We start from the raw sequence: 12994 nt of genomic DNA, 5'->3' as shown, positions 1-12994 counted from the left end.
CGGATTTCACCTCTGCGAGACAATTGAAATTCGATCGGTTGATTCCGCCCCCGATGTTGGGATATTGACCAGCGGCTCTCTGCGTCAAACCGACACAATGCCAACGGCCTAGGCGGGGGACCTCAGGGCTCTGACATAGCGCGAACTGCGGCGGGACGGAGTCGCCGTGTCAGGTTATAATGGAACGAGATAAAGAGCGTGCAGGGCGCCCCGATCAGCGTGGCAAACGGGCAATCCAAGCAAGCCGACAGCAAAAACTCTGCAAGTCTAGGAGGTTTTTTTGACCCTATTCACCCGCACCAGAGGCAGCGCCCTCGGCATCGTCGCTCTTGCCACCCTTTCCCTTGCCGGCTTTCCGGCCGCGGCTCAGGAATCCGGCCTGTCCGTCGAACTCAACAAGCTCGAAGCCCAAGGCAGCGGTTGCCGCGCCTACTTGGTCGTCAATAACGACAGCCCCACCGAGTACGAGAGCCTGAAGCTCGACCTCGTCCTCTTCCAAAAAAACGGCGTCATCGGCCGCCGCTTCGCGATGGATCTGGCACCCCTCAAGCCGAAGAAGCGCACGGTCAAACTGTTCGATCTCGATAACAAATGCGACGAAATCGGCAGCTTCCTGATCAACGATGTCATGGAGTGCAAGGGCCCCGCCAGCGCGATCGAGGATTGCCTTGGCCGCCTCTCCGTCAAATCGCTGACCGACGTCGAACTGTCGAAGTAGCAGCGTAGCAAAGGGTATTCACTGTGGAGCAAGTTGGCCCCGAGGCCGTCCATCACAGTCTTTCGATCTGGGACTTCATCTTCGACGCCGACCCGGTTGTTAAGGCGGTGATGCTGATCCTGGTCGTTCTGTCTGTGACATGCTGGGCGATCATTTTCGAAAAGGCGGTTCGTCTGGCAAAGCTCCGCCGTGAGCTGAAACGCCTTGAGCGCACCGTCGGCAACGACACGCTCACCGACGCCCCCGCGGGCTGGTGCGCACGCTCCTCTCCGCCGCCCACAGCGAAGCCAACGAAGGCGCATCGCGCAACGAGTCGCGCACGGATCTGCGTGCGCGGCTCGAACGCTCCATGCGGGGCGCTCTCAAAGCAGAGCTGCAAAGGCTCGAAGCGGGTCTGCCCTTCCTCGCAACGACGGGTTCCGCAGCGCCGTTCATCGGCCTGTTCGGTACCGTCTGGGGCATCATGAACAGCTTCACCGCCATCGCCTCGCAGAAGGATACGTCGCTCGCGGTCGTCGCGCCCGGCATCGCCGAAGCCCTCTTCGTCACCGCCCTCGGCCTCGCGGCCGCGATCCCGGCGGTCATGGCCTACAACCAGATTGCCGTCTCGCTCGGGCGCGGCGCGAACCGCGGCAACACCACGATCACCGAACTCGCGCGACGGCTCTCGCAACCCCAATCCGATACGCAGGCGCGAAGCGCTGGCGGCGCCGAACCGCTGCGCGCGGGAGCGTCCTTGTAATGGGCATGTCGGTCGGAAACGGCGCGCCGGCTGGCGACGAGGACGACGGCGGCTATCGCCCGGTCGCCGAGATCAACATCACGCCCATGGTCGACGTGATGCTCGTGCTACTGATCATCTTCATGGTCGCCGCACCGCTCATGATCGCCGGCGTTCCGCTCGAACTGCCGAGCACGGCTGCAACGCGCGTCAGCCAGGCCCAGAAGCCGATGGTGGTGTCCCTCACCGGAGAAGGCGAACTCTATGTGCGCGACGAGCAGGTCACGCAGGACGGGCTGGTGCCGAAATTGCGCGCACTGCGCGAAACCGAGGGCGACGCCGTGGTCTACGTCCGCGCCGACAAGAAAAACGCATACGGAGACGTGATGGACGTCCTCGGGCGCGTCGGCGAAAGCGGATACGGACGGGTGTCGCTGCTGTCCCAGCCAAAAGCCTCGGATATGCAGCAGTAAGTACAGGATGAAGAGCCGGTTTCCCCTATGACCCTGCGCGCCGTCACATGGCTGTTCTCAGTTGCGTTGCACGGCGCCCTTGTCGGCATGCTGCTGATTTCGCCGGGCGGGGCTGCGCTCGACGAAGGGTCCGGTGAGGATACGTTCGTCGTCGAGCAGGGCATCGCGCTCGAAGGCTTCGCGCGCATGGGCGACGCGGAAATCGACATCGCAGCCGTGGAAGCGCCTCCGCCGATGCTCGCGGCGGCGGCGCCCATCGAGGAGGTCAAGCCGCCCCCGCCCGCGGAAGACGTCCCGCACGTCATCGGCTCCGAATTCGGCCCCGCACAAGAAGAGGTCGTCCTCGCGCCCGAGCCGGAAGAGCTGCGCGAAACGCCGGATGAGGTGGTCGAGCAGACCGAGCCCGACGAGATCAAAGAGACCCAGGAGGTCGAGCAGGTCGCCGTCATCGAACAAACGGAAATGTCCGTCGAAGAACAGCGCGCGACGGGCACCAAGCAGCAGGGCGGGCGGGCAACCGCGATCTCCGCCTATCGCGGCCGGCTCTATTCCCACATTGCGCGCAAGAAGCTGAGCCCACGCTCCCAGCGCGTGGGAACCGTCATCGTGCGCTTCACGGTGGGGCAGCAGGGTGAGCTCCTCTCCAGCGAGATCGCGAAGAGCTCCGGCCATCAGATCCTCGATAACGCCGCCATCGAATCGATCACGCGCGCCGCCCCGTTCCCGCCGATGCCGAACGAAGCAAACGACGGCCCGCTCGTCGTCTCCGTACCGTTCAAATTCTCGGTACGCTGATCCCGCTTTTTCGCACGGGATCGCGGACACGCCGATGTACTGAAAGCGGCAGGCCAACGATAGCCTGCCACTCTGCTCGTTCGATCAGCCCGTGAACGGAACCACCGTCTGGCGCTGCAGGCCGAGCCCTTCGATCTCAAGCTCCATCACGTCGCCCGCCACGAGGTACTGCGGCGGCTTCATTCCGCAGCCGACGCCCGGCGGCGTGCCGGTCGTCACCACGTCGCCCGCTTCGAGCACCATGAACTGCGAGATGTACGAGAGGAGATACGGGATCGAGAAGATCATGGTCGACGTCGAGCCCGTCTGCTTTAGCTCGCCGTTGACCTTGAGCGACATCGAAAGGTTGTGCGGATCGGTGATCTCGTCCGTCGTGACGAGCCAGGGGCCGAGCGGACCGAACGTTTCGCACGCCTTGCCCTTCACCCACTGCCCATTGCGCTTCGACTGGAAGCGGCGCTCCGAGACGTCGTTGCAGACCGCATAACCCGCGACGTAATCCATCGCGTCTTTCTCCTCGACGTAGCGTGCCCGCTTGCCGACGACGAAGGCGATCTCGACCTCCCAATCCATGCGGTTCGCACCTTTGGGATAGATCACGTCGTCAAACGGGCCGGAAACCGTGTTGCCGAGCTTGTTGAAGAGGATCGGTTCGGAGGGAATCTCCTGTCCCGTTTCCTTTGCGTGATCGACGTAGTTGAGACCGATGGCGATGAAGCTCCACGGACGCGCAACCGGCGCACCGAGGCGCACGCCTTCGGGCGCAAGCGGCAGCGATGCGGGATCGATGGTCCGGAGGCGCGCGAGACTTTCGGCTCCCAGCGTATCGCCCGAGATGTCGGCCACATGCGCCGAGAGATCGCGGATCTTTCCATCCGCGTCGACGAGGCCGGGCTTTTCCGCACCGATGGCTCCGAACCGTACTAGCTTCATGAGATCTCCCCGATTCTACACTGTGGGTATGCTGGGCAGCAGGAGGCCGCCGATGTTCGAGGGCTTTACATCACACACCATCCCGGTGGGCAACGGCATTGAGATCGCAGCCTACGTGGGCGGCGAAGGCCCGCCGCTGCTTCTGCTGCATGGGTACCCGCAAACCCGCGCCTGCTGGCGCAAGATCGCCGGGCCTCTTGCGAAGAAATTCACCGTGGTTGCAGCCGATCTCCGCGGATATGGCGAATCTTGCAAACCTCCCGGCGGCGGCAATCACGAGACGTATTCCAAGCGCGCGATGGCTGCGGATCAGGTGGCCCTGATGCGCGCACTCGGCTTCCCGCGCTTCCGCCTCGTCGGCCATGACCGCGGCGCCCGCGTCGCCCACCGCCTCGCGCTCGATCGTGCGGACGCGGTCGAGCGCTTGGCGCTCCTCGACATCTGTCCGACGGACACGATGTACGCCGCCACCGACAAAGCCTTCGCGACCGCGTACTATCACTGGTTCTTCCTCATCCAGCCCGCAGACTTTCCCGAGCGGATGATCGTCAACAACACGCACCGCTACATCCGCCACACCATTGCATCGTGGTGCCACACGGATGGCGCGTTCGACGAACGGATACTCCGCCACTACGTTGAGTCGTTCTTCGACCCGATGGCCGTTCACGCCACCTGCGAGGACTACCGCGCGGGCGCCACCATCGACCTCGCGCATGACGCTGAAAGCGATGCTGCCGGCCGGAAGCTCACGATGCCGCTGCTCGTGCTCTGGGGCGAACGCGGCATCGTCGGCAAGACATTCGACGTGCTGGCCGAATGGCGCAAAAAGTCGGCGGCAGAGGTCACGGGGCGCGCCCTCGACTGCGGCCATTTTCTCCCTGAGGAAGCCCCCGAAGAGACGCTTGAGGCGCTTTTGAGCTTCCTCTAGCCACCTCATGCACAGCCGAAGCCTCCCCAAGCCTTCACCCGACGCCCCGACTCGGCCCAAAAAAGCTTGAGAGAGTTGCTCATGCTGCCGAGAGGGAGACGCATGTCCCTGCTGTTCCGGATCGTCTACGCCGCCCACGCCACGGGCACGCATCACAAACTGGCGCTCGATGCGCTGCGCTCGCTTGAAAACGCGGACGCCGAGGGCTGGCGCCGCCTGTTCCTGAAGCACGCAGAAATCTACATGCAGGGCGCGAAGGCGCCGGACAACGAGTTCAAGGACTTCAAGAACCACGTCCTCCACGTTCGCGACAACTATTGGGGCGGCGCGCTCGGCCAATCGGAGAAATGGTACGGCCTCGTTGTGGATGCGCTCGCGCGCGGCGATTGGGAGGAGGCGGTGTGGAGCGCGGGCGTGCTCTCCCACTACGTCACCGATCCCGTGCAGCCTTTCCACACAGGGCAGTCCGAAGCCGAGAACAGCGTCCACCGCGCGGCCGAATGGTCGATATCGAGATCGTACAACGACCTGCGGGCGCAGGGCCTCGCGGCCCACGGCGAGATCGAGGTGGAAGCCGGACAAGACCCAGGCTGGCTGCGCGAACTCGTCTGCCGCAGCGCGGAAAAAGCCAACGTCCACTACGAAAAACTGATCGTGCATTACGATCTGCATCTCGGCGTAACCGACCCGCCTGCGGGCCTCGACGACTTGAGCCGCACCATTCTGTCGGAACTCGTCGTCTATGCCGCGTCCGCGTTCGCAACCGTGCTCGACCGCGCATTGACGGAAAGCGGCGCAACGCCGCCTGAAGTCTCGCTCGGCCTCGACACGATCATGGCCGCGATCAAGATCCCTGCGAAAACGCTTGCCAAGCGCCTTGCCGATGCCGAGGACCGCCGTGTCGTCGAAGCGATGTACGACGAGTTGATGACCACCGGCCGCGTAGACGCAACATTGCCCGAAGACGACCGCGTCATCGGCAAACTCTACGCGAAGGAGGTGGAAGCCCCACGCGCAGCACAACAGGCCGCTGCCCGCGCCACGGCCCTCGCCACGACGAAGACCGCGCCCGTCGCAAAAACATCGCCTCGACCGCTATCCGCTCAAACGCCCGCCAACCTGCGGCCCTATCTTGCACTGAGCGATGACATCGAGCGCGCGCCGTCCATCGGACCGCGCACCGCCCAGCGCATGGCGCCGCTCGGCATCAAGACCGTCGCCGATTTCCTCGCCGCCGATGCCGCAACCGTTGCGGCGGGTATGTCGTCGCGTTGGGTCAGCGCCAGTACAATCACGCTGTGGCAGGATCAGTGCCGCCTGATGCTGGATGTTCCGGGCCTGCGCGGCACGCACGCCGAATTGCTCGCGCAATCGGGCTATCGCTCAGGAGAAAGCCTCGCATCTGCGGACGCCGATAAGCTATGCGCGGACGTTCTGGCCTTTGCCACGTCATCGGCCGGGCGCCGCCTGCTGCGCGACGGCGCGCCGCCCGATGTGAGCCGCATCAAGGGCTGGCTGAATGCAGCGAGCGAAGCCCGCCGCGCCGCCTGATCTGACTGCAAGTTCCGACGACGAGCGAGGGCATGAGGCGTTATCCGGCAGAACGAGTGGTGTGCCTCACCGAGGAGACGGTGGAAACGCTCTACCTGATCGGTGAGCAGGATCGCATCGTGGGCGTCTCGGGTTATGCCGTTCGCCCTCCGCAGGTGCGCAAGGAAAAGCCGCGCATCTCGGCCTTCACATCGGCCGACGTCGAAAAGATCCTCGCGCTCAAACCCGATCTCGTCCTCGCATTCTCCGACATTCAGGCCCCCATCGTCGCGGATCTCGCGCGCGCCGGTCTCGCCGTCCACCTTTTCAACCAACGCGATCTCGCGGGCATCTTCGCTATGATTCGCACGCTGGGTGCCCTGATCGGTTGCGCCGAAAAGACGGACGCCCTTGCCAGCACGCTCGAAGCACGCATCGCCGGCATCGCCCGTGAAACCTCCGAACGTCCCCATCGCCCGCGCGTCTACTTCGAAGAGTGGGACGATCCGTTGATTTCCGGCATCGGCTGGGTGTCGGAGCTGATCGAGATCGCGGGCGGCACCGACATCTTCGCCGATCTCAAAGCGCGCGCCGCCGCGAAAGATCGCATCGTAGCACCGGGAGACGTCATCGCCCGCGCTCCCGACGTCATCCTCGCCTCCTGGTGCGGCAAGAAGGTCCGCCCCGAGCGCATCGCGAGCCGCGAGGGTTGGGGCGCAATTCCGGCCGTGCAACAAGGCCGCATCGTGGAGATCAAATCTCCGATCATCCTGCAGCCAGGCCCCGCAGCGCTGACGGACGGCCTCGATGCGATTCGCGCAGCCCTGGCCTGAGCCCAGCAGGAACCGGCAGATCGATACTGTGGCCGCGAGGTCAACATCATCAACAGGATGCCATCGCGGGTGTCATCTGCGGCACCTGTCTGATAGGATGCGCAACAGCGTGCCACCCGGCGTTTCGGCACACGTGAGGGCGTATGAGTTTGCGTTGAGTCCCAAAGACATAACGATACGGACGACGCACGTTGCTCGATGCTCTGAAAGCCGCCGCCCTCACGCGAGGGGCCTTGGCTCTCTGCCTCCTTCTGGTGCTGCTCGGCACGCCCTCGGCTCAGGCTGTGGAAGTGTTCGGCGTGCGTCTGTTTGGAGCGGAGCCCGTCGTTGACGGCGTCGCCTATTCCGTCGCCATCGACGTCGAAAACGACGACACCGGCCTCACGGCCGCGATCTCTGAGACGTCGCTGCTCATCGAACAGCAAAAGACTGGCGCGCCCGACCGCGCGTCTCTCGTCGCGCGCGCCCGGGCGGATCGGGACAGGCTGTCGGCGGCGCTCCAATCCGAAGGCCGTTTCGCCGCGATCGTGTCCATCGAGATCGACGGCACAGCGCTCGACGACGTTCTCGCGGCGCTCACGGAAGATACGAACGAAGCGGCACCGGCGGCCGTCCGCATCGCCGTCGAGCCCGGGCCTGCATTCCTCTTCGGTCTGATGTCGTTCACGCAGACGATCCCGACGCCCGTCGCACCGCCCATGAACCCGGAGGTCTACGGCCTCATCATGGGCGAACCGGCGCGGCCCCCCGTCATTGCAGCCGCTATTGACAAGCTGGTCGAAGAGTGGCGGTCCGCGGGCTATCCGTTCGCGCAGGTCGCCCATCGCGACATCACAGCGGACCATGCCACGGCCGAAGTCCGCGTCGATGTCGAAATCGCACCGGGCGATCCGGCGGTGTACGGCTGGGTCAACGTCGTGGGCTCGCACGAGCTGTCGAGCGCCAAGGTCGCCGACTACAGCGCCATAGAACCGGGCCGCCCCTTCAACCCCGCGGATCTGACGAAATCCCGCGAACGCCTGCGTAAACTCGAAAGCATCGAAAGCGTGCGCATCATCGAAGGCGACGCAGTGGGTCCCGATGGCGCCATTCCGATCACCTTCGACGTGAGCGAAAGAAAGCCGCGTTATTTCGGCGGCACCGCCGCACTTTCCACGCTCGACGGTACGGAGTTCACCGCCTATTGGGGCCACCGAAACCTGTTTGGCGAAGGCGAGCGGCTGCGCATCGACGCGTCCGTCGCGCGCATCGGAACGGATGGATGGGACGGGCTCGAATACCGCACAGGCGCCGTCTACGCGAAACCCGGCATCCTCGACATCGACACCGACCTGTTCGCGGAATTCCGTCTGGAGCGCGAAGCGCCCGACGCTTACGAGAGCTATGCCGGTTTCGTAAAGCTCGGTCTCTCACACCGCTTCAATCCGGATCTTGAAGGCTCGATCGCGGTGTCGGGCCGCCAGTCTCGGATCGAGGATGCGTTCGGCACGCGGAGCTTCTCGGTGCTCTCGCTGCCAGCCGATCTCGTCTACGACACCCGCGATAATCGCATGGACCCGACAGGCGGCTTCCACGCGCTCGCAAGCGTGACGCCGTCGGCGGACGTCGCGAATTCGAACGCCTACGTGGCGAGCCGCGTGCAGGCCGCGAGCTATTTGCCCTTCGACGAAGAGCGCCGCGCCGTCCTCGCGGGCCGCGTCTCGTTCGAAAGCGTGGCCGGCGCATCCCTGGCGGACGTCCCTGCGACGGACCGCATCTTCGCAGGCGGCGGCGGTTCCGTGCGCGGTTACGAATACCGCAGTCTGGGACCGATAGAGGCTGGCCGCGTCACCGGCGGCCTCTCGCTGCTCGCGGCTTCGCTCGAACTGAGACTTCGCGTGACGCCAGCCATCGGCATCGTTCCCTTCATCGACATCGCCACGGTTTCCGACAACGCATTTCCGACGTTTTCCGACGCGACCTATGTGGGCGCGGGCATCGGCCTGCGCTACTTCACGGCCCTCGGCCCCGTGCGCCTCGACGTGGCCCTGCCGCTCACCGAGAAGGACGGCCGCGACGACTTCGGAATCTATGTCGGCCTCGGGCAGGCCTTCTGATGAAGAAGCGGATCGTAAAATGGCTTGGAAGGTTCGCGATAGCAGGCGGCCTGTCCGTGCTGCTTGTGGCCGCTTCGCTCGCAACGGGTCCCGGCCAGCGCTCCGCACTGAAAATCGCCTCATGGGCGGCATCGTCCTCCGACAGCGCCATCAGCTTCGGCACGCTTGAAGGATCGCTGTTTTCGAACGGCAGCATCGACAGCATCGCACTGTCCGACCGCAGCGGCGCCTGGCTCGAAATCCGCGGCATTGCGTTTTCCTGGCGTCCTCTCGCGCTTTTTTCCGGACGTCTCCACATCGAAAACCTGACGGCGGACGCCGTCGACGTCGCGCGTCCGCCGGAACAGGCGGAGAAGAAAACGGACAGCGGATCGACGAGCCTCCCGCTCATCCGCCTCGTACTCGCACGCTTCGAGATTGGCGAAATCAACATCGCGGAAGCCGTGACGGGCGAACCGCTGCAACTTCACGCCAAAGCTGACGCGCACCTCGTCGATCCAACGCAGGGCCTTGGTGCTCATCTCGCCATCCGCCGCCTCGACCGCCCAGGAGGAACGGCCACCGTTCACCTCACGTATCGTCCGGAAACACGGGATCTCGATGTTTCCGTCGCAGCCTCCGAACCCGGCGACGGGCTCGTAGCCCGCCTCCTTGAACTCGACGGCGCAACGCTCGACCTCGCATTCGAAGGCCGCGGACCTCTCGACGCTTGGCGCGCCAAGTGGTCTCTCGCGGCATCCGGCACACCGTTCGTGGCTGGCAACGCCCTCATCGACGAGCGCGATGGCGGACATGACTTCGCAGCACAGTTCGAGGGCTATTTGACGCCGCTCACGCCGCACCCGGCCGTAGCGCTCGCCGCAGGAAAAACGACGGGCCTCTTGAGCGGACATTGGACCGACGGACGGCTCGACATCGAGCAGGCAAAACTCACGAACGATGCCCTCGATCTCCAGGGAAACGGCGGGATCGACACAGCGACGACCGCAGCGTTCGGCGAGGTAACGGCCCGCATCGGCCGAGCGGATGGAGAGCCGCTGGCGTTCCCGATTGAAGGCGGCGAAGCCGTAACGCTCGCGAGGGCAGACCTGAGCGTCTTCGTTCCGAAAAGCGCAACGGCGCGCGCCGTCACCGCAAACATCGCGGCATCGGATGTGGCGCACGGAGGGCGAACCGTGGGCCGCCTTTCCCTGAATGCGTCCGCCGTCCAGCAACAGGCCGACGTCTGGCGCCTCGACGACATCGACATGCGTCTCGCCGCAACGGAGCTGCATCGGGCCCCAGGCCATGAACCGCACAACATCGACATTCACGTCACCGGCAGCGCGGCCTCGGACCGGCTCAACCTCGCCTTCGCGACGGACGGCCTTACAGGCACAATGGAAGGCACAACCTCCGGCGACACGCTCTCGCTCGACATCACGGCGCACCTCCCCGATCTCGCACGCTTTGCAGAACCCTTAGCAGGCGCAGCGACACTTCACACACGCTTGAGGGGCCCTGCCGACGCCCTCGACATCGGTGTCTCTCTCTCCGCCGAAAACGCCACCCTCCACGGACACCCAGTCGCAAACCCTTCGGCCGAGCTTTTCGGGAAGAAATCTGCCGACGCGTTTTCCGGCAAGCTCGACGCCCGCGCCGGCATTGCGGGCCAGTCACTTGTCGCCCAAAGCCAATTCGCAACCGCGCCGAACGGAGCAACAACCGTCGAAAACCTCGACGTTTCGCTGGGAGACATACGCCTGACAGGCGATCTCGCCGTAAGCGATAACGGCAAGCCTTCCGGCCGCATCGCCATCGACGCTCCGAACCTCACGGCCCTCGGCGCTATTTTGAACGAAACGGTCGAGGGCGCATTGACGGCCTCGTTCGCATTAAGCGACGCACCGAATGAACCCGCGCTCGCGTTCGACGCACAGTCCGCCGCCATCCGCTACGGCGACATGCGCTTGAAGGCCCTTCAAGCCAAAGGTCGTTTCGACGAACTCTCGGACGACATCGAAGGCAATGCCGAGCTGACGGTGGCCGCCGTCACGGGCGGTATCGACGCCAGAAACATCCGCCTCACTGCGCGCGGGCACGGACAAACTACCGATGTCGCGATCACGGGCGAGGCGAACGGCGCAGGCCTCGACATGAGCGGAACGCTCGCACCGACCGGCACGGGGCACGACATCACTCTCTCTAAATCGACGCTGAGAAAAGAGACGCTCACCGCCGTCCTGGCGGAACCGGCACGCATCGCACTCGCAGACGGCGAAGCACGCATCGGCAAGCTCGCGTTCGTGGTCGGATCGGGCCGCATCGACATCGGTGGAACGGCCAGCGCTGGAAAACTCGATATCGCGGCACGCATCGCCAGCCTCCCGGCCAGTGTCGCAAACGCGTTCGCGCCCGAGATCGGCCTCGGTGGCACAATCGACGGCACAATCGACATCGCGGGCACATCCGACAAACCGCGTGCAAGCGCGCAGGCGATATGGCGAAACGCGTCTGCGGCGTCCACGCGAAACGCCCTTCCGCCGGTGACGGTCGAAGTTACCGCAAAGCTCGCGAACAATCGCATCGAAGGCGAAATCGAAACGCGGGGTCCGGAGAATCTCGTCGCCGCGACACAGGGCATGCTGGATCTCTCGCCGGGCGGCCAGCTCACGGCGACGCTATCGGGAGACATCCCGCTCGCGCTCGCCAACGCGTCGCTGGCCGAACGTGCAGCGCGCATCTCAGGACGAGCACGCCTCTCCGGCAATGTCACCGGCACGCTCGACGCTCCGTCTCTCGCCGCCGCCCTCGACATCGACGATGCGACCGTCCGCGATCCTGAAAGTGGCTTGGCACTGAAGCCGGTGACGGCGCGCATCCGCTTGAGCGAGCGTGGCGCCGTCATCGAGCGACTGGAGGCCACGAGCGAACGTGGCGGCACATTGAGCGCCACCGGAAACCTCACGCTCGGCCAGGACGGCGCGCCGCCGGCGCTCGCCGTCGCGCTCGACGTTTCCGCGCTGCGCTTCGACGACCGTCGCCTCATGGCGGGCGAACTGGACGGACGCTTCGAAATCCGCGGCACACCCGACGATCTCGCCGCTTCCGGCGCGATCAAGCTCACACGGCTCGACGTCACCGTGCCAAATGCTCTGCCGCGCTCGATCTCGGCACTCGACATTCGCCACGTCAATGCTCCGGCTCGTCTCCAAGACGAGGCACGCGCCGAAAAGCCCGGAGGAAGAGGCGGATCGCAAGTCGCGCTCGACATTCAATTGAATGCCGCCAACCGCATTTTCGTGCAGGGGCGCGGCCTCGACGTTCAACTCGGCGGCGCTCTCCGTCTGGGCGGAACGGCTGCCCACCCCATCGCAAACGGCGCATTCTCGATGGAACGCGGACGCCTCGCCATTCTCGGGCGGCAGCTCGATTTCCGGCGTGGAAACATCAATTTCTACGGATCTCTAGAACCGTTGCTCGATATGGAAGCAGCCGCGCAAGCCGGCGATGTAACCGTGATTGTCAGCGTGACGGGCTCGTCCGCCGACCCCAAGTTCGCGTTCTCATCCGTGCCCGCACTTCCCGAAGACGAAGTGGTCGCGCGCCTGCTGTACAACAAGGATCTCGCCGGCCTCTCCCCGATGCAACTCGCCCAGCTCGCAAGCGAGATCGACAAGATCGGAGGGCTATCGAGCGGACCGGGCGTTCTCGACCAACTCAAGGCGTCCGTCGGCGTCGATGTGCTCGATATCGGAACCGACAGCAAAGGCGCGGCCACCGTGTCGGCCGGCAGCTACGTGAACGAGAGCACCTATGTCGGTGTGCGGCAAGGCACGGCCGCCGGATCGAGCCAGGTCGTCATCGACCACGACTTGACGAAGAACCTGAAAGCCCGTGGCGAACTCGGCGCAGACGGCGAAAGCAAGATCGGCATCGGCTTCGAATGGGATTACTGAGCTCTAAATGAAAAAGGCCCGGATGG

The 12994-nt window shown here is 64.6% G+C and carries 10 protein-coding genes; 9 read left to right on the top strand and 1 reads right to left on the bottom strand.

Annotated elements, in window-relative coordinates:
• Positions 1 to 280 precede the first annotated feature (280 nt).
• The 4 genes from W911_RS06170 (at position 281) to W911_RS06155 (ending at position 2707) form a co-directional block, all read left to right on the top strand.
• Positions 281 to 718, top strand: a complete 438-nt coding sequence (locus W911_RS06170) for a hypothetical protein (protein WP_023786664.1) — start codon at positions 281 to 283, stop codon at positions 716 to 718.
• Positions 719 to 971: 253 nt separating this feature from the next.
• Positions 972 to 1460, top strand: a complete 489-nt coding sequence (locus tag W911_RS06165) for a MotA/TolQ/ExbB proton channel family protein (protein ID WP_244438617.1) — start codon at positions 972 to 974, stop codon at positions 1458 to 1460.
• Positions 1460 to 1912: an ExbD/TolR family protein gene (locus tag W911_RS06160; protein ID WP_023786663.1), complete on the top strand. Its 453-nt coding sequence runs from the start codon at positions 1460 to 1462 to the stop codon at positions 1910 to 1912. Before W911_RS06165 ends, W911_RS06160 begins: the two co-directional genes overlap by 1 nt.
• A 27-nt stretch (positions 1913 to 1939) precedes the next feature.
• Positions 1940 to 2707 (top strand): energy transducer TonB family protein, encoded by a 768-nt coding sequence (locus W911_RS06155; RefSeq protein ID WP_023786662.1) that lies wholly within the window; start codon positions 1940 to 1942, stop codon positions 2705 to 2707.
• Positions 2708 to 2791: 84 nt separating this feature from the next.
• Here W911_RS06155 and W911_RS06150 read toward each other — a convergent pair whose 3' ends face one another.
• Complete coding sequence (locus W911_RS06150) at positions 2792 to 3640, bottom strand: fumarylacetoacetate hydrolase family protein (protein ID WP_023786661.1); 849 nt, start codon at positions 3638 to 3640, stop codon at positions 2792 to 2794.
• A gap of 52 nt (positions 3641 to 3692) precedes the next feature.
• Here W911_RS06150 and W911_RS06145 point away from each other — a divergent pair, with 52 nt between their 5' ends.
• The 5 genes from W911_RS06145 (at position 3693) to W911_RS06125 (ending at position 12968) form a co-directional block, all read left to right on the top strand.
• Positions 3693 to 4571 (top strand): alpha/beta fold hydrolase, encoded by an 879-nt coding sequence (locus W911_RS06145; RefSeq protein WP_023786660.1) that lies wholly within the window; start codon positions 3693 to 3695, stop codon positions 4569 to 4571.
• Between the two features lie 102 nt (positions 4572 to 4673).
• Positions 4674 to 6122: a DUF4332 domain-containing protein gene (locus W911_RS06140; RefSeq protein WP_023786659.1), complete on the top strand. Its 1449-nt coding sequence runs from the start codon at positions 4674 to 4676 to the stop codon at positions 6120 to 6122.
• A 32-nt stretch (positions 6123 to 6154) separates the two neighbouring features.
• Positions 6155 to 6934: a cobalamin-binding protein gene (locus tag W911_RS06135; protein WP_023786658.1), complete on the top strand. Its 780-nt coding sequence runs from the start codon at positions 6155 to 6157 to the stop codon at positions 6932 to 6934.
• Between the two features lie 233 nt (positions 6935 to 7167).
• Positions 7168 to 9030, top strand: coding sequence for an autotransporter assembly complex protein TamA (locus W911_RS06130; RefSeq protein ID WP_144083538.1), 1863 nt, complete (start codon positions 7168 to 7170; stop codon positions 9028 to 9030).
• Entirely contained in the window at positions 9030 to 12968 is a 3939-nt protein-coding gene (locus W911_RS06125; protein ID WP_023786656.1) for a translocation/assembly module TamB domain-containing protein, read from the top strand. The genes W911_RS06130 and W911_RS06125 overlap by 1 nt, the downstream gene beginning before the upstream one ends.
• The last annotated feature ends 26 nt before the right edge of the window (positions 12969 to 12994 follow it).

Source organism: Hyphomicrobium nitrativorans NL23, assembly GCF_000503895.1.
GTDB classification, from domain to species: domain Bacteria; phylum Pseudomonadota; class Alphaproteobacteria; order Rhizobiales; family Hyphomicrobiaceae; genus Hyphomicrobium_C; species Hyphomicrobium_C nitrativorans.
This window is presented reverse-complemented; position numbering and strand designations above follow the sequence as displayed.

What these genes read in the sequence shown, in the direction of transcription:
- W911_RS06160 (WP_023786663.1), top strand. Translation starts at nt 1,460, where the DNA reads ATGGGCATGTCGGTCGGAAACGGCGCGCCGGCTGGCGACGAGGACGAC.
- W911_RS06155 (WP_023786662.1), top strand. Translation starts at nt 1,940, where the DNA reads ATGACCCTGCGCGCCGTCACATGGCTGTTCTCAGTTGCGTTGCACGGC.
- W911_RS06150 (WP_023786661.1), bottom strand. Translation starts at nt 3,640, where the DNA reads ATGAAGCTAGTACGGTTCGGAGCCATCGGTGCGGAAAAGCCCGGCCTC.
- W911_RS06145 (WP_023786660.1), top strand. Translation starts at nt 3,693, where the DNA reads ATGTTCGAGGGCTTTACATCACACACCATCCCGGTGGGCAACGGCATT.
- W911_RS06140 (WP_023786659.1), top strand. Translation starts at nt 4,674, where the DNA reads ATGTCCCTGCTGTTCCGGATCGTCTACGCCGCCCACGCCACGGGCACG.
- W911_RS06135 (WP_023786658.1), top strand. Translation starts at nt 6,155, where the DNA reads ATGAGGCGTTATCCGGCAGAACGAGTGGTGTGCCTCACCGAGGAGACG.
- W911_RS06125 (WP_023786656.1), top strand. Translation starts at nt 9,030, where the DNA reads ATGAAGAAGCGGATCGTAAAATGGCTTGGAAGGTTCGCGATAGCAGGC.